This window comes from Sphingomonas pseudosanguinis, from assembly GCF_052056765.1.
GTDB classification, from domain to species: Bacteria; Pseudomonadota; Alphaproteobacteria; order Sphingomonadales; family Sphingomonadaceae; genus Sphingomonas; species Sphingomonas pseudosanguinis.
On record NZ_CP189888.1, the window covers coordinates 1,189,490 to 1,207,039 of the forward strand.

At 68.6% G+C, this 17,550-nt stretch carries 12 protein-coding genes; 10 read left to right on the forward strand and 2 right to left on the reverse strand.

Annotation, left to right across the window (positions count from 1 at the left end; translation table 11 throughout):
• The first annotated feature begins 82 nt into the window (after positions 1-82).
• From ACQHGV_RS05360 to trxA, 7 genes are all read left to right on the forward strand, one after another.
• Entirely contained in the window at positions 83-2,452 is a 2,370-nt protein-coding gene (locus ACQHGV_RS05360; protein WP_440979716.1) for a PAS-domain containing protein, read from the forward strand.
• Positions 2,449-2,895, forward strand: coding sequence for a tRNA (adenosine(37)-N6)-threonylcarbamoyltransferase complex ATPase subunit type 1 TsaE (gene tsaE, locus ACQHGV_RS05365; protein ID WP_440979717.1), 447 nt, complete (start codon positions 2,449-2,451; stop codon positions 2,893-2,895). The genes ACQHGV_RS05360 and tsaE overlap by 4 nt, the downstream gene beginning before the upstream one ends.
• The gene (locus ACQHGV_RS05370) at positions 2,892-3,872 is read left to right on the forward strand and encodes an aminoglycoside phosphotransferase family protein (protein ID WP_440980149.1); all 981 of its coding nucleotides are present in this window, start codon (positions 2,892-2,894) and stop codon (positions 3,870-3,872) included. The genes tsaE and ACQHGV_RS05370 overlap by 4 nt, the downstream gene beginning before the upstream one ends.
• Positions 3,872-4,627, forward strand: a complete 756-nt coding sequence (locus ACQHGV_RS05375) for a nucleotidyltransferase family protein (RefSeq protein WP_440979718.1) — start codon at positions 3,872-3,874, stop codon at positions 4,625-4,627. The genes ACQHGV_RS05370 and ACQHGV_RS05375 overlap by 1 nt, the downstream gene beginning before the upstream one ends.
• A complete protein-coding gene (locus ACQHGV_RS05380; protein ID WP_440979719.1) occupies positions 4,620-7,574 on the forward strand; it encodes a PD-(D/E)XK nuclease family protein in 2,955 nt (984 codons plus the stop codon). The genes ACQHGV_RS05375 and ACQHGV_RS05380 overlap by 8 nt, the downstream gene beginning before the upstream one ends.
• A gap of 237 nt (positions 7,575-7,811) precedes the next feature.
• Positions 7,812-11,273, forward strand: a complete 3,462-nt coding sequence (addA, locus tag ACQHGV_RS05385) for a double-strand break repair helicase AddA (RefSeq protein ID WP_440979720.1) — start codon at positions 7,812-7,814, stop codon at positions 11,271-11,273.
• 48 nt (positions 11,274-11,321) lie between these two features.
• On the forward strand, positions 11,322-11,642 hold the full coding sequence (gene trxA / locus ACQHGV_RS05390) for a thioredoxin (RefSeq protein ID WP_183952160.1): 321 nt from the start codon (positions 11,322-11,324) through the stop codon (positions 11,640-11,642).
• Between the two features lie 220 nt (positions 11,643-11,862).
• Here the strand turns inward: trxA and ACQHGV_RS05395 are convergent, their stop codons facing one another.
• Positions 11,863-12,474 carry a glutathione S-transferase family protein gene (locus ACQHGV_RS05395; RefSeq protein WP_440979721.1) on the reverse strand — a complete coding sequence of 204 codons (612 nt, stop codon included), beginning with the start codon at positions 12,472-12,474 and terminating at the stop codon, positions 11,863-11,865.
• 5 nt (positions 12,475-12,479) lie between these two features.
• A complete protein-coding gene (argJ, locus tag ACQHGV_RS05400) occupies positions 12,480-13,706 on the reverse strand; it encodes a bifunctional glutamate N-acetyltransferase/amino-acid acetyltransferase ArgJ (RefSeq protein WP_440979722.1) in 1,227 nt (408 codons plus the stop codon).
• A gap of 322 nt (positions 13,707-14,028) precedes the next feature.
• Between argJ and ACQHGV_RS05405 the strand changes: the two genes are divergently transcribed.
• From ACQHGV_RS05405 to secA, 3 genes are all read left to right on the forward strand, one after another.
• Complete coding sequence (locus tag ACQHGV_RS05405) at positions 14,029-14,250, forward strand: TonB family protein (protein WP_440980150.1); 222 nt, start codon at positions 14,029-14,031, stop codon at positions 14,248-14,250.
• A gap of 69 nt (positions 14,251-14,319) precedes the next feature.
• On the forward strand, positions 14,320-14,580 hold the full coding sequence (locus tag ACQHGV_RS05410; RefSeq protein WP_440979723.1) for a hypothetical protein: 261 nt from the start codon (positions 14,320-14,322) through the stop codon (positions 14,578-14,580).
• A gap of 112 nt (positions 14,581-14,692) precedes the next feature.
• Positions 14,693-17,437, forward strand: coding sequence for a preprotein translocase subunit SecA (gene secA / locus ACQHGV_RS05415; RefSeq protein WP_440979724.1), 2,745 nt, complete (start codon positions 14,693-14,695; stop codon positions 17,435-17,437).
• Positions 17,438-17,550 lie beyond the last annotated feature (113 nt).

Consider the following 17,550-nt stretch of genomic DNA (forward strand, 5'->3'; position numbering starts at 1 on the left):
CTTTTGGGCTGCCAACTGGCGTATCGCCTGCGGATCGGGTTAGAGCATGGCGGATGGCCAGCCTTGCCCCGGACCCTTGCGGATGATCACGATCAACAGCGTCGAGGCGGTTCTGCTGGGCGCTGGCGCCTGTGTGCTGATCCTGGTCGGCACACTCCTGCTGTTCCTTGGCCTGCGCGCCCGCGCGGAAGCCGGCGCGGTGCGGCGCGAGCACGAACGGCTGGACGGGCTGCTGCGCGCCGGGCCCGCGCAGGCGATGCTGGTCTGCGCCGATGGCCGTATCGATATGCCCGCGCGGCTGGCCGACTGGCTGGGGCTGGTCGACCCCGCGCGCTTCCTGGAGGAGATGACGGCTGAACAGAGCGGCCTGACTGCCGAGGATGCCGCGCTGCTCGCCGCCGACCTGACCGCCGCGCAGAAGACCGGCCGCCGGTTCCGCCGCATCGTCCGGCCGCAGGGCTCGTCGCGCACGCTGGTGCTGGAGGGCGCGCGCGCGCCGCAGGATCAGGGGGCGAGCGGCGCGGTCGTCGTCTGGGCGCTCGACATGACCGAGGCGCAGGACGAGATCGCACGGCTGGACGGCGAGACGAAGCGGCTGGGTGACGCGCTCGAGGCGCTGACCGGGCTGATCGAGGCGGCGCCACTGCCCATGTGGTATCGCGGCACCGATCTGCGGCTCGCTATGGTCAACACCGCCTATGTCGATGCGGTGGAGGGTCGCGATGCCGCCGATGTGGTGGCGCGCGGGCTGGAACTGGTTGAAGGGTCGGGACGCGGCGGGCCGCTGGCCGGGGCCGCTGCGGCGCGCGATCAGGGGCGGCCGCACGAACAGGTGCTGCCCGCGACGATCGATGGCGCGCGGCGGGCGCTGCGCATCTTCGACGTGCCGCTGACCACCGGCGGCATCGCGGGCTTCGCGGTCGATATCGAGGATCTGGAACAGTCGCGCGCCGGGGCCAAGCGCTTCGCCGAAGCGCAGCGCGCGATGCTCGACCGGCTGTCGGCGGCGGTGGCGCATTTCGGGCCGGACCGCGAGCTCGTTTTCTGCAACCAGCCCTTCCGCCGCATGTTCGCGATGCGCGCCGAATGGCTGGCCGATCATCCCGAATTCGACCGTATCCTCGAGCGGATGCGCGAGGCCAATCGCAGCCCCGAGGTGCGCGACTTCCCCGGCTGGAAGGCGGAGCGGGTCGGCTGGTTCCGCCAGGCGGGCGGCGGCATCGAGGAGCAATGGCATCTGCCCGGCGGCACGCATTTGCGCGTCGTCGCGCAGCCGCTGCCCGATGGCGGCCTGCTGCTGATCTTCGAGGACCGGACCGAGGAGGTTCAGCTCGCCTCCGCGCGCGACACGCTGTTGCGCGTCCGCACCGCGACCTTCGACAATCTGTTCGAGGCGCTGGGCGTCTTCGCCGCCGATGGCCGGTTGCAGCTGTGGAACAATCGCTTCCGCGCGCTCTGGGGGCTGGAGGAGGAATTTCTGTCCAGCCATCCGCGTGTCGATGTCTTCGCCGATAAGGTCGCGGGCCGGTTGGCGACGCCCAATCGCTCGGCGCTGATCGTCGATCTGGTCCGCTCGGCGACGATCGAGCGACAGCAGCGCGGCGGAAGGGTGGCGATGGCCGATGGCCGTCATTACGAGTTCGCCGGCGTGCCGTTGCCCGATGGCAATGCGCTGATCACGCTGCTCGACATCACCGACAGCCGGCGCGCCGAGCAGGCGCTGCGCGACCGCGCCAATGCGCTGGAGGCGGCGGACCGGGTGAAGACCGCCTTCGTCGCCAATATGAGCTATGAGTTGCGCACCCCGCTGACCTCAATCAGCGGGTTCGCCGAGATGCTGCATGGCGGCTTTGCCGGGCCGTTGCCCGATACGGCGAACAGCTATGTCGAGGCGATCCTGGAATCGACCGAGCGGTTGGGGCTGCTGGTCGACGACGTGCTCGACCTGACACGCGGCGATGAGGGGGCGGAGATCGCGCGCGAGGATGTCGACTTGGCCCGCGTCACCCGGACGGCGGCGGACACGATCCGGCCGGTGGTAGGGCGGCGGCGGCTGGACTTCGCGGTCGAGATCCAGCGCTCGGTCGGGCGCGTTACCGGCGACCGACGTCGCTTGCAGGAGGTGATCGAGCATTTGTTGCGCCACGCGGTCGAGCAGACGCCCGAGGGCGGACGTATCCTGCTGCACGCCGATGGCGATTCCGGGCGCGCGCGGATCATCGTGTCGGATGACGGGCAGGGGATGGATGCTGAGGCGGTCGCCCACGCCTTCGACCGGTTCGCCGAGCCCGAGATCAAGGCGACCGGCGAACGCGCGTTGGGGCTCGGCCTGCCGCTCGCCAAGCAGTTCGTCGAGGCGCATGGCGGCACGATCACGCTGCTGTCCGAACCGGAGCAGGGGACGCTGGTGACGGTCGAGCTGCCGCGCCGCGTGGTGGAGAAGAAGGCATGACGATCCATCTGGCCGATGCCGCGGCGACCGAGGATTTCGGCCGGCGTCTCGCCGCGCATATCCGCCCCGGCGACGTCGTGACGCTGACCGGCACGCTGGGCGCGGGCAAGACCAGCCTGGCGCGCGGGCTGCTCGCCGCCCTCGGCCTGCCCGGCGAGGCGCCGTCCCCGAGCTTCGCGATCGTCCAGCCCTATGCGCCGCCCGAGACGCGCATCCCGATCCTGCATGTCGATCTGTACCGCCTCGACGGGCCGGAGCAGCTCGACGAATTGGGGCTCGACGAGGCGCTGTGGGACTCGGCGCTGGTCGTCGAATGGCCCGATCGCGCCGGCCCCGATGCCTGGCCGCAGGCGCTCGCGCTGACGCTGGAGATGGACGATGATGGCGGTCGTATCTTGACAGCCAGGGTGCCCTCGGGCTGGGAAGCGCGATGGCCGATATGACCCCGCCGGCGGATGCGCCCGCCTTTCTTGCCAGCGTCGGATGGGAGGGCGCGGTCATCGCGCCGCTCGCCGGTGACGCCTCGTTCCGCCGCTATTTCCGGGTGAGGCTGGACGGGCGCAGCGCTGTCCTGATGGACGCGCCGCCGCCGCATGAGGACCCGCGTCCCTTCATCGCCATCGCGCGCTGGCTGGTCGGCCGGGGCTTTGCCGCGCCCGCGATCCTGGGCGCCGATGAGGCACGTGGGCTGGTCCTGATCGAGGATTTCGGCGACGAACGGATGCGCGAGGCGATCGAGGCCGATCCGGATCAGGCCATGACGCTCTATAGCGGCGCGGTCGATCTGCTCGCGGCGCTGCGCGGTCATGCGCCCGAGGGTCTGGCCCCCTATGATGCCGCCGTGCTGCACCGTGAGGCGGGCTTGTTCCCCGAATGGTATGGCCCGGCGGTCGGTCTGGATGTCGATGTCGAGGGCTATCGCGCCGCCTGGGAGCAGGTATTCGCCCATGCCATCACTGACAATCCCGTCACCGTGCTGCGCGACTATCATGTCGAGAATCTGATGTTGGTCGGGCCGCTGCGCACCTTCGGCCTGCTCGACTTCCAGGACGCATTGGCCGGCCATGCCGCCTATGACCTCGTTTCGCTGCTGCAGGACGCGCGCCGCGATGTCGAGCCGTCGATCGAGCAGGCGATGCTGGAACGCTATCTGGCCGCGACCGGTGAGGGCGATGCGTTCCTGAACGCCTATCACGTGCTGGGCGCGCAGCGGAACGCCAAGATCCTGGGCATCTTCACCCGCCTTTGGAAGCGCGACGGCAAGCCGCGCTATGCCGCTTTGTGTCCGCGCGTCTGGGCCTATCTGGAGCGCGACCTGTCGCACCCGGTGCTGGCACCGGTCGCGGCATGGTTCGACGATAATGTCCCCCCCGAATTGCGCGGCGATCCGCATATGCTGGCGCAACAAGGAAACGGTTGATGACCCGACAGCTCTCGCTGCGTCCCGTACCCGGCGGACGCGTGCCCCGTACCGCGATGGTGATGGCCGCTGGTCTTGGCAAGCGGATGCGTCCGCTGACCGCGACGCGTCCCAAGCCCCTGGTGTCGGTGGCAGGCAAGCCGTTGATCGACCATGTCTTCGACCGGCTGATCGCGGCCGGGATCGAGCGCGCGGTCGTCAACGTCCATTATCTCGCCGACCAGCTCGAGGCGCATCTGCGCGACCGGTTTCCGCAAGTCGAGATCATCATCTCCGACGAGCGCGAACAATTGCTTGAAACCGGTGGCGGGCTGGTCAAGGCGCGGTCCCTGCTGGGGGACGATCCGGTGCTGGTCGTCAATAGCGACAATCTATGGATCGACGGACCGGTCGATGCCATCCGCCTGCTGTCCTCGCGCTGGGACGATGCGGCGATGGACGCGTTGCTGCTGATGGTGCCGTTGGCACGGGCGCATAATCACAACGGGCATGGCGACTTCCATCTCGGCCCCGATGGCCGGATCACCGCGCGGCGCGCGCGCAACCGGGTCGCGCCCTTTTCCTATACGGGATTGCAGATCCTTCACCCGCGTCTGATCGTCGATGCGCCCGAAGGGCCATTTTCGACCAATCTGTTCTGGGACCGCGCGATCGAGGCCGGCCGTGCCTTCGGCCAGGTGCATCAGGGCCTGTGGTTCGATGTCGGAACGCCGCGCGCCATTCCGCAGACGGAGCTGATCCTGGCGGATGGCTGAGCCGCGCCGCCCCCGCCTCCATACCATTCCTGCCCATCGCGGCTTTGCCGACGCGCTGGTCGCCGGGCTGATGCGCCGCACCGGCGGCGATCCGCTGACGCTGGCGCAGGGCATGATCCTGTTGCCGACCAATCGCGGCGTGCGCGCGGTGACCGAGGCGTTCGTGCGCGCGAGCGGCGGCGGGCTGATCCTGCCGCGCATGGTCGCGCTGGGCGACCCCGAACTGGGCGAGGCGGCCGGCTCGGCGCTCGACCCCGCCGATGCCGACGCGCCGCCGCCGCCCGCCATCGCACCCCATGCGCGGCGCATGATCCTGGCGCGGCTGGTCGAGGAGGAGCGCAAGCGCGCAGGCCAGCCGGTGACGGCGGCCGAGGCGGTGCGGCTGGCGGGCGATCTGGCGCGCACGCTTGACCAGATGCTGGTCGAGGAGGTCGAGCCCTCCGAACTGGCCGCGCTCGATCTGGGGCCGGAGCTGACCGAGCATTGGCAGGCGGCGCTCCAGACCTTTTCGGTGGTGCTCGATCGCTGGCCGGCGGTACTCAAGCGGATGGGGCGGATCGATGCCGCGCGGCGGCGGACGCTATTGCTCGACCGGGTCGTCGGCCGCTGGCGCGAGCAGCCGCCCGCCGGCTTCGTCTGTGCCGCGGGCGTTACCGATACCGCACCGGCGGTCGCGCGGGTGCTGCGCTGCGTGTCGGAGATGCCGGGCGGGTCGGTGGTGTTCGCCGGGCTGGACCTGACCATGCCGGCGGAGGAATGGGACGCGCTGGGGCCGCACAAGCCCGATCCCGTGACGGGTCGGGTGCGCCGGTCGATCGAGACGCATCCGCAATATGCGTTGAAGCTGCTGCTCGACCGCATGAGCGTCGGGCGCGACGAGGTGACGGTGTGGCGCGGCGGCGGCGATTATGACGCCGGGCCGGCGCGCGGGCGGGCCATCGCCAATGCCATGGCGCCGGCGGACTTCACCGGCAAATGGACCGACCTGCCCGCCGAGGACCGCCGCCTGTCGGGCGTGTCGACGATCGAACTCGCCACCCCCGCCGAAGAGGCGCAGGCCATCGCCATCGCACTGCGCGAGGCGGTGGAGGAGCCGGGGCGGACGGCCGCGCTGGTCACCCCCGATCGTGCGCTGGCCCGGCGCGTCGCGGCGCATTGCCGCCGCTGGAACATCCTGATCGACGATACGGCGGGACGGCCTTTGTCGATCCTGCTGCCCGGCACCTTCCTGTTGCAACTTGCCGAGGCGGCGGCGCAAGCTTTCGCGCCTTTGCCGCTGCTGGCGCTGCTCAAGCACCCGCTGATCCATGGCGATATGGAGCGGGTCGACTGGCTGGACGGCGTGCGGGCGCTCGATCGCGGGCTGCGCGGGCCACGGCCGGCCCCGGGGCTGGACGGTATTGCCGCGCATATCGCCGAGCGACCGACCGCGTCCGGCTTCTGGGCCAAGGTCGCGCCGATGCTGGCGCCGGTCGGCCGAACCTTCGGCGATGGGGCGCAGTCGTTGCGCGGGCTGCTCGCCTGTCTGCGCGAATGCGGGCAGGCGCTGTGCGGCGATGCGTTGTGGACCGGGCCGGCGGGGCGCGCGGCGGCCGAATTCCTGTCGGGCTATGAAGAACAGGCCGATCACGGCCCGGCGCGGATCGATCCGGCCGATCTGCCAGGGTTGATGCGCAGTCTGCTCGACGAGATCGCGGTGCGCGCCATCCCGCGCGAGGGTCAGAATCCGCGCCTCGCCATCTACGGCCCGATCGAGGCGCGGCTCCAGACCGCCGACCTGATGATCGCGGCGGGGCTGAACGAGGGGATGTGGCCCGGCCGGCCCGCGCCCGACCCGTGGCTGGCGCCGCGCATCCGGGCGCAGCTGGGGCTGGTCGGGCTGGAGCAGCGGATCGGCATCGCGGCGCATGATCTGGCGCAGGCGATGGGGGCGCCGCGCGCGATCCTGACGCGTGCGCGCCGCGATGCGAGCGGTCCGACGCTCGCCTCGCGCTTCTGGCTGCGGCTTCAGGCGATGGCGGGCGAGCGGTTCGAAGGGCATCCGACGCTGGCGGGATGGGCGGAACGGCTCGACCGGCCGGACGATTACGTCCCCGTCGACCGTCCCGCGCCCAAGCCGCTCGCGCGCCTTCGTCCCACCGTCATCTCGGTGACCGAGGTCGACCGGCTGAAGGCCGATCCTTACGCCTTTTACGCGCGGCGCGTGTTGCGGCTGACCCCGCTCGATCCGGTCGATGCCGATCCCAGCGCGGCGTGGCGCGGCACCGCCGTCCACGACATATTGGAAGCGTGGTGGAAGGAAGACGGCTGCGCGGTCGAGGCGCTGCGCCCGCGCGCGCTGGCCATGCTGCGCGACCAGCGGACGCACCCGATGATGCGCGCGCTGTGGCAGCCGCGTCTGATCGAGGCGATCGACTGGATTGCCGCCGAGGTCGCCGCCAAGGCCGGCGAGGGGCGCCATGTCCTGAGCGCGGAGGGCAAGGGCGAGGCGAAGCTCGCGGGCGTCACCCTGACCGGCCGGTTCGACCGGATCGACCGCACCCAGGACGGCGGGCTGGTGGTGATCGACTATAAGACCGGCAAGCCGCCCTCGGCGGTCGCGGTGCGCGAGGGGTTCAGTTTGCAGCTCGGCCTGCTCGGCCTGATCGCCGAGCGGGGCGGGTTCGAGGGGGTGGGCGGCAAGGCCTGCGGCTTCGAATATTGGTCGCTGGGGCGGGGGCGCGAGGGGCTGGGCTATATCGCCACGCCGGTCGATCCCGACGGCAAGCGCGACCGCATCCGCACCGACGAGTTCGTATCGATCGCGGCGGCGAATTTTGCCGATGCGGCGGGGCAATGGCTGACCGGTGACGCGCCGTTCACCGCCAAGCTGGTGCCCGAATATGCACCCTATGCGGAATATGATCAGCTGATGCGGCGGGATGAATGGTATGGCCGTGATCGGTGAAATGTCGGTGGTAGCGGGGGAGGGCGTTGAACCCCGACATCCGTTCGCGCTGAGCGAAGTCGAAGCGCACGGGATGCACGTCGTCCGGGGCGGGCGTTTGGGCGTGGCCTTCGACTTCGCTCAGGCTGAACGGGGGTGGCGGGTAAGCGGTGGTCGTTCGCGGGTACTCGCCACCACCTCCGTTCACGCTGAGCGAAGTCGAAGCGCACGCCCCGCCCCCCGCCCGGAGCACACCGCATGAGCGCCCGCCCCATGGCCAACCTGCCCCCGCTGAAGGGCGATCAAGCCGCCGCCAGCGATCCCACCGCGCATGTATGGCTGTCCGCCTCGGCTGGCACCGGCAAGACGCAGGTGCTGGCCGCGCGCGTGTTCCGCCTGCTGCTGCGCGGCGTCGCGCCCGAGTCGATCCTGTGCCTGACCTTCACCAAGGCGGGCGCAGCCGAAATGGCGCAGCGGATCAATGGCCGGCTCGCCGCCTGGGTGCGGATGCCCGAGACCGAGCTGTTCGCCGACCTGAAGGCGCTGGGTGAAACCGCTGATCCCGAACGACGCGAACGCGCGCGCACGCTGTTTGCCCGTGTGCTCGACGCGCCGGGGGGCGGGCTGCGAATCCAGACCATTCACGGCTTCTGCCAGGGCCTGCTCGCGGCCTTCCCGGTCGAGGCGGGGCTGGCCCCCGGCTTTCGCCCCTTGGAAGTGCGTGAGGAGGCGGTGCTGGCGCGCGAGGCGCTGGCGCGGATGCTGGAAATGGCCGAGCGCGAAGGCCGTGTCGGCCCGGTCGAGACGGTCGGCGCGCTGTCGCTACGGCTGGGCGAGGGCGGGGCGGAGTCCTTTCTTGCCGCCTGCGCGCGTGCGCCGGCGGCGCTGGAGGCCTTGCCCAGCGGCATCGGGCCGTGGCTTCGCCGCGCGCTCGACCTGCCCTCGGGCGATATAGACGAGGCGATCGCCGACGGCGTTGAGGACATCGACGAGGACGCCGTCGCCCGGTTGGCGGGGGCCAATCGCGCCTGGGGCACTGCGACCGGCGAAAAGGCCGCCGCCGCGATGGAGCGCTGGCTGGCCAGCGACCGGGCGGGGCGGGTCGCGCTGCTCGAAGACCTGATGGGCACGGTCTTCACCGCCAAGGGCGAGCCGCGCAAGGCGTCCAAGAAGCTGGTCGATGCCGACCCCGATTATGAGGATGTGGCGAGCGAGGTGGGCGAAGCCTGCCGCTATCTGCTCGGTCTTGCCGCTCGCGCGCGCCATGCCGATCTGCTCGCCGATGGCCTGAGCGTCGGGCGCGATTATGCCCGTGCTTATGGTCAGGCCAAGCGCGCGATCGGGGCGGTCGATTTCGACGATCTGATCCGCGTCACGGTCGATCTGCTCGAGCGGCCGGGGATCGGCGAATGGGTGCGCTACAAGCTCGATCAGGTGACCGAGCATGTTCTGATCGACGAGGCGCAGGACACCAATCTCAACCAGTGGCTGATCGTCCGCGCGCTGGCCGATGAGTTCTTCGTCGGCCGGGGGCTCTATGCGCCCTCGACCCGCACGCTGTTCACCGTCGGCGATTACAAGCAGGCGATCTTCGGCTTTCAGGGCACCGACCCGATCAACTTCCAGGCGGCGGAGCAGCATTTCCACCGCCGCGCATTGGAGGTGGCGGGCGAGGAGGACTGGCCGACCGAGGAACGCGGCCTGCCGTTCAACCGCCTGTCGCTGACGCACAGCTTCCGCTCGACGCGCCCGATCCTGGAATTCGTCGATGCCGCGGTCGAGGCGCTGGGGGAGCCGGGCATGGGGCTGGCCGGTGAGGTCGAGCGTCATGCCAGCGAGGTGAAGGGCCCCGGCCGCGTCACCCTGTGGCCACCGGTCGTGGCGGGGGGCAGCGACGAGGACGAGGAAGGCTGGATCGACGATGCGGTGCGCAAGGTCGCGACCGACATCGCGCGCGCCGTTCGCCGTTGGCTTGACGACGGGCTGATGCTGGAGAGCAAGGGCCGCCGGCTGGAGCCGCAGGACATCATGATCTTGGTGAAGCGGCGCGGCGACCTGGCCTCGCTGATCGTCGCGCGGCTCTATGCCGAGGGGGTGCCGGTCGCTGGCGTCGACCGATTGCGGCTGAACGCCCCGCTGGCGGTGCAGGACCTGCTGGCGGCGATCCGCTTCGTGCTGCAACCCGAGGACGATCTGTCGCTGGCCTCGCTGCTGGTGTCGCCGCTGATCGGCTGGTCGCAGGAGCGGTTGATGGAGGCCGGGCATCGCGAGCGCGGATCGCTCTGGGCGCATCTGACGCGCAATCTTCCCGCCGACGATCTGGCGCCTCTGCGGCAGATGCTGGGGCGCGCCGATGTGTTCACGCCCTATCAGTTTCTGGAGGAGCTGCTGTCGGGGCCGCTCGACGGGCGGCGCAAGCTGATCCGCCGGCTGGGGACCGAGGCGCGCGATCCGATCGAGGAACTGCTGAATGCCGCGCTGACCTTTGAGAGCACGACGACGCCGTCGCTCCAGCGGTTTCTCGACTGGTTCGATCGCGGCGATGTCGAGATCGTGCGCGACCCGTCCGCGCCGCTCGACGCGGTACGGGTGATGACGGCGCATGGGTCCAAGGGGTTGCAGGCGCCTCTGGTCATCCTGGCCGACGCCACCGCCGATCCGACCGCCTCGCCAAGATCAATCCTGCGTTGGACGCCCGAGCCGGGCGCGCTGCCCATTCCGGTCTTTCCGCCGCGCGCGGACGAACGGGGCGGGCCGCTCGATGCGGTGGCCGCCGAGATCGCCGCGCGCGAACTCGCCGAGCATTGGCGGCTCTTCTACGTCGCCGCGACGCGGGCGGAGGAACAGCTGGTGGTCGCCGGCGCGCTGGGCAAGCGGGCGGCGGGCGTGCCGCCGATGCACAGCTGGTACGCCGCCTGCGCGCGCGCCATGACGGCGCTGAATGTTCCGGAGACCGAGCCGGGCGATGGCCAGTCGCGGACCTTCCATGGCGTGGCGCCGCAGGAGCCGGTCGCACCGCGCGCTGGGGTTGCCGCACCCCGTGCCCTAGCCGACGTGGACGCGCCCTTGCCCGACTGGATTCACCGCCCCGCGCCGCAGGAGTCGCGTCCGCCGCGTCCGCTGGCGCCTTCGTCGCTGGGCGAAGATCTGGTGGCCGATCCGCCGCCGACCCCGGCGATGCGCGCGGCGGCCGAGCGCGGGCGGCTGATCCATTGTCTGCTCGAACGCCTGCCCCCGGTGGCGCCCGAGGCGCGGCGGGGGGCGGCCGAGCGCTGGCTGACGCAGGCCGCCGGGGTCGAGGATGCCGCTCTGCGCGCCGACGTCAGCGAGGCGGTGTTCGGTATCCTCGACGACCCGGCCTATGCCGAGCTGTTCGGGCCGGGATCGCTGGCCGAGGCGCCGATCGCGGCGACGCTGGACAGCGGGCTGGTGGTGTCGGGCCGGGTCGACCGGTTGCTGATCGGGACGCACGAGGTCCGGCTGATCGATTACAAGACCGGGCGGCGCGCACCGAACGGGATCGAGGACGTGCCGGTGTTCCATCTGGCGCAGATGGCGGGCTATGCCGCCGCGCTGGAGGTCATCTTCCCCGGCCGGCGCGTCTCCGTGGCGTTGCTCTATACCGCCGGCCCGCGTCTGATCCCGGTGCCCGACACGGTTCTGGCCGCGCACAAGCCCGGCTTTCGCGACGGGGAGCAAAGCTTGCCACTTGGTGGTTGAGCGACCGGAGCGCGCGACCTAGATGTACGCGATCAAGGAGAAACGAACATGGCAACCAAGCAGATCACCGACGCTAGCTTCGAAGCGGACGTCCTGAACTCCGACAAGCCGGTGCTGGTCGATTTCTGGGCCGAATGGTGCGGACCGTGCAAGATGATCGGCCCGTCGCTGGAGGAACTGTCCGAGGAACTGGGCGAGCAGGTGACGATCGCCAAGCTGAACATCGACGACAATCCCGACGCCCCCGGTCGTTACGGCGTGCGCGGCATCCCGACGATGATCCTGTTCAAGGGCGGCAACGCCGCCGCGACCAAGGTCGGCGCCGAGCCGAAGGGCCGGATCAAGGCTTGGCTTGAGGGGGCGTTGTAAGGCGAAGCCGGTAGCCCATCCCAAATATGGGCGGAGAGATGCGGCGTAGGTCTCTGCGAGGCTCGGTGCCCTCCCCCATCCCCTCCCGCTTGCGGGAGGGGCGTGCCAAGTGGCGCGAGAAGGCTTCATAACCTGCCGCCCCTTCTTCCTCCCCTCCCGCAGGCGGGAGGGGATCGAGGGGAGGGCAAGGTGTCTCACAGAGCCCTGAGCCGCAGACGGCTCAACTCAACGGGATCATCACCACGTCACGAAATGGCGCACGCGCTTGCAGCGCGGCATACCAGCGCTCCAAATTCGGCCGTGACGGTCGCTCGACCGGCAGCTGGAACCAGGTATTCGCATAGGCGGCGACGGGAATATCCCCGATCCCGAACGCATCGCCCGACAGCCAGTCCTGCCGCCCCAGCACATCGTCGAGGATCGCCGACAGCCCCGCCGCGCGTGCGACGCTCCGCTCGACCAAGCCTGTGTCGCGCTTGTCGGCCTCGGTCCGCACCATCTGAAAGAAGATCGGCCGGATCGCATCGGCCCAGGTGAAGCCCCAGTCCATCCACCGCTCGACCGAGGCCCGCGCCTTCCGATCGGCCGGATAGAACGCCTCGCCGCCATGGTTGGCCGCCAGATAGCGCAGGATGCTGTTCGACTCCCAGAGCGCGAAGCCATCATCCTCGATTGTCGGGATCAGTGCGTTGGGATTGAGCGCGCGATAGCCCGCGTCCATCCCGAACGGCCCGCCGACATCGCGCCGGTCATAGGTCAGCCCCATTTCCTCGGCCAGCCAGACGACCTTCTTGACGTTATGCGAGTTGATCCGGCCCCAGATGGTCAGCATCGCCCTCAGCTCCGGTAATCGGCGTTGATCGAGATATAGCCGTGGGTCAGGTCGCAGGTCCAAACCGTCGCGACGCCTTCGCCCAGGCCGAGGTCGACGCCAACCGCGATCTCCTGCCCCTTCAGATGCGCGGCGACGGGGGCCTCGTCATAGCCCTCCACCGCCAGGCCATCCTTGGCCACCAGCGTCTCGCCGAAACGGATCGACAGCTTGTCACGCTCGGCCGGTTCGCCCGCCTTGCCGACCGCCATGACGACGCGGCCCCAATTGGCGTCCTCACCCGCAATGGCGGTCTTCACCAGCGGAGAATTGGCGATCGACATGGCGATGCGATGCGCCGAGCGGTCGCTCTCCGCGCCCTCGACCCGGATCTCGATCAGCTTGGTCGCGCCTTCTCCATCGCGAACGACGAGCAGCGCCAGTTGATGGCACAGATCGGCGAGCGCCGCGCGGAAGGCGTCCGCCCCGTCGCTGTCGTCATCGACCAGCGGCGCATTGCCTGCCGTGCCGGTCGCAAAGGCCAGCACCGTATCGCTTGTCGAGGTGTCGCCATCGACCGTGATGCACGAAAAGCTGCGCCCATTGGCGGCGCCGAGCGCGCGTTGCAGGAACTCCGGCGCGACGGCGGCGTCGGTGAAGATGAAACCCAGCATCGTCGCCATGTCGGGCGCAATCATGCCCGAGCCCTTGATGATGCCGGCGAGCGTCACCGTTCGGCCATCGACGATTGCGGTCGTCGTCGCGCCCTTGGCGAAGGTGTCGGTGGTCATGATCGTCGCGGCGGCGTCTTCCCAACCGCACGGCTCGGCGGTGAAAGCGGCGTCGAGGCCCGCTTCAGCCTTGTCGATGGGCAGCGGCACGCCGATCACGCCGGTCGAGGCGACGAACACGTCCGAGGGCTGGCACTCCATCGCGGCGGCGGTGCGCGCGGCGATCGCCTCGACGGCGGCGCGGCCCCGATGGCCGGTAAAGGCGTTGGAGTTGCCCGCATTGACGACCAGCGCGCGCGCCTGCCCCAGGACCAGCGCCTGACGGCACCATTCGACCTCCGGGCTGGGGCATTTGCTGGTGGTCAGTACGCCCGCGACGCTGGTCCCCTCGGGCAGCGTCACGAAGGTCAGGTCGGCGCGCTCCCAATTCTTGTACCGCGCACGGGCGACGCGCAGCGTCACGCCATCGATCGCGGGCAGGGCGGGAAAGGGCTGGGCGAGGGGAGAGGTGGCGATGCTCATGAGGGCAAGCTACATAGCCCACCATGGACCGGGGGCAAGCGCTTCCGGCGGTCTATTAGACCGCCTCGAACTGCACTATGTAATGCGGAATATGTGGGGAAGTGGGCTGGTGAGGCGTGGCGTTCGGATTGGTTGGTTGGCCATTGCAGGAACATGTGCCCTCACCCTTGCACCGACATTGAACGCCATTGCCGTTCCGAGACAGGCACCCAGCCATTCAGCTCCTTCGGCGAGTTTGTCGAAAGTCGGCGCCTCGCCGCCGCGATTGATAACCGATCCTTCCGAAATATTTCGAACCGAGATAACAGAGTCCCGCTTCCCCATGCGGGGGCGTGTTCGAGTTGCGGTGCTGGTCGATAACACCGGCGAACCTCGTCGTTGCGTCGTATTACAAAGCAGTGGCGAGGCGCTTCTGGACCAATCAACGTGCCGCTTGATGCTCGAGAAGGCGCGATTTGATCCAGCCAGAAATCGAAAGGGGCGGGCGGTGGCGGGCGTCTACTGGTCGCCAAGGGTGCGTTGGATGTTTGCGAATGGCGATTGACGCCATCCATTTGGCAGGTTGCTGCAACGGATGGACGCGCCGCGCGTATCTGCCTAAGACAAGCCTCGCATGAACCTGCTTCTGCTCCTTTCCGCCCTTCTATCCGCGCTGACCGGCGTGGGGTCGGCGGCGCGTGGGCAGGAGGCGCGTGGGGTCGTTGCAGAGTGCAGCATTGTCGCCGCCGCCAAGCAAGCCGCCGTCGCGCGCGCCGCGACCCGGCCAGTGCAGCCGCTCGCCAGCCTGATCGACATCGCCCGCCCGAGCGATCTGTTCCTGGCCGCGATGCCGCGCCCGATCGTGGCGCCGTTCATGGGCCGCCGGCGCGAATAGGCACAGGCGTCGGCGATCGGCCGACCCCATTCCCCAGTCCATTTCGATCGCGCGCGCCTCGCTTCGACCGGCGCTGCGCCCATCTCACGATATTTCAGTCAGGAAATCGCTTATGTTCGGCGGCCTCGCCAAGTCCCTGTTCGGTTCGTCCAACGACCGCTACGTCAAGTCGCTCAAGCCGACCGTCGCCAAGATTGCCGCGTTCGAGCCCGAGATGGAGGCGATGTCGGACGACCAGCTCGCCGCGCAGACGGTCAAGTTCCGCGAGCAACTGGCGAACGGCGCGACGCTCGACAGCCTGCTGCCCGAAGCCTTCGCCACCGTCCGCGAAGCCGCCAAGCGCGTGCTCGGCCAGCGTCACTATGACGTGCAGATGATCGGCGGCATCGTGCTCCATCGCGGCGAGATCGCCGAAATGCGTACGGGCGAGGGCAAGACGCTGGTCGCGACGCTCGCCACCTATCTCAACGCGCTGCCCGGCAAGGGCGTGCACGTCGTCACCGTCAACGACTATCTGGCCAGCCGCGACGCCGCGACCATGGGCCGGGTGTATAATTTCCTGGGCCTGACCACCGGCACCATCATTCCGAATCTCGACGATGGCCAGCGCCGCGCGGCCTATGACGCCGACATCACCTACGGCACGAACAACGAGTTCGGCTTCGACTATCTGCGCGACAACATGAAGTATGAGCGCTCCTCGATGGTGCAGCGTCCCTTCAACTACGCGATCGTCGACGAGGTCGACTCGATCCTGATCGACGAGGCGCGCACCCCGCTGATCATCTCCGGTCCGACCGACGACAAGTCCGAGCTGTATATCGGCGTCGACGCGATCGTGAAGCAGTTGACCGCCGACGATTATGAGAAGGACGAGAAGCAGAAGTCGATCATCCTGACCGAGGACGGCACCGAGCGCGCCGAGCGCCTGCTGGAGGCGGCCGGGTTGCTGCAGGGCGAGAACCTGTATGACTTCGAGAATACCCAGGTCGTCCACCACCTGAACCAGGCGCTGCGTGCGAACATGATGTTCAAGCGCGACACCGACTATATCGTGAAGGACGGCAAGGTCATCATCATCGACGAGTTCACCGGTCGCATGATGGACGGGCGTCGCTGGTCGGAGGGCCTGCACCAGGCCGTCGAGGCAAAGGAGGGCGTCAATATCGAGCCCGAGAACCAGACCATGGCCTCGATCACCTTCCAGAATTATTTCCGCATGTACCCGAAGATTTCGGGCATGACCGGCACCGCCGCGACCGAAGCGGGCGAATTCTACGACATCTACAAGATCAACGTCGTCACCATCCCGACGAACCTGCCGATCGCGCGCGTCGACGAGGAGGACGAGTTCTACAAGAACACCCAGGACAAGTTCCTGGCGATCGCCAAGAAAATCCGCGACCACGCCGCCAAGGGCCAGCCGGTGCTGGTCGGCACCGTCTCGATCGAAAAGTCCGAACTGCTGAGCGAATTCCTCACCCAGGAGGGCGTGCCGCACAAGGTGTTGAACGCGCGCTATCACGAGATGGAAGCGCATATCGTGGCGCAGGCCGGCCGCCTCAGCGCGGTGACGATCGCGACCAACATGGCGGGTCGCGGCACCGACATTCAGCTCGGCGGCAACCTCGAATTCCGCATGCTCGACGAACATCCCGATCTGGTCGAGGGCACGCCGGACTATGAGGCGGCGGCGACGCGCATCCGCGCCGAGATCGCGGAGGAAAAGCAGAAGGTGCTGGAAGCCGGCGGCCTGTTCGTGCTGGGCACCGAGCGGCACGAGAGCCGCCGCATCGACAACCAGCTGCGCGGTCGTTCGGGCCGTCAGGGCGATCCGGGCCTGTCACGCTTCTACCTCAGCCTCGACGACGATCTGCTCCGCATCTTCGGGCCGGACACGCTGTTCGCCAAGATGATGCGCAGCAATATCGAGGATGGCGAGGCGATCGGCAGCAAGTGGCTGACCAAGGCGATCGAGACCGCGCAGAAGAAGGTCGAGGCCCGCAACTACGACATCCGCAAGCAGGTCGTCGAATATGATGACGTGATGAACGATCAGCGCAAGGTCATCTACGAACAGCGCGCCGACATCATGGATGCCGAGACGGTGGGCGAGGTCGTCGCTGACATGCGCGCCGAGACGGTGAACGCGATCGTCGGCACGGCTTGTCCGCCCAACAGCTATCCCGAGCAGTGGGATGTCGCGGGCATGAAGCAGCAGCTGAAGGACCTGCTGAACCTCGAGCCGCCGATCGACGACTGGCTGACCGAAGAAGCGATCGATCCCGAGATCGTGCTGGAACGCGTGACGGCCGAGGCCGATGCGATGGTCGAGGCCAAGGCCAAGGAACTGGAACCCGACACCTGGACCAGCGTCGAGAAGTCGATCCTGCTCCAGAATCTGGACCATCATTGGAAGGAGCATCTGGCGACGCTCGACGCGCTGCGCCAGGTCGTCCATCTGCGCGCCTATGCGCAGAAGACGCCGATCAACGAGTATAAGCATGAGGCGTTTTCGCTGTTCCAGCGGATGCTCGACAATATTCGCGAGGATGTGACGCGCACCATCGCCTATGCCCAGTTCCAGCTTCAGGCGCCGCCGGAACTGCCCGAACTGCCGGACTTCATCACCTCGCACTTCGACCCGTTCACCGGTGAGGACAACACCAACGACTGGGATGCCGCCGCACGCGGTCTGCTCCAGCCGCAAATGCCGCCGATGCAGATCCCGCAGCCCGAGGGTGCGGACCTGGGCACCGATCCGGCGCAGTGGGAAGGCCGCGTGAACCGCAATGCGCCGTGCCCCTGCGGCTCGGGGCTGAAGTACAAGCATTGCCACGGGGCGGTGACGGCCTGATCGTCTGATTCTAGGTTTTGGAAAGGGCGGTGGGCTTCGGCTCGCCGCCCTTTTTGATTCGTCCCCTGTAAGGGGCGGAAAGAAGGGAAGGCGGCCTGAATGTCGATCCGGCC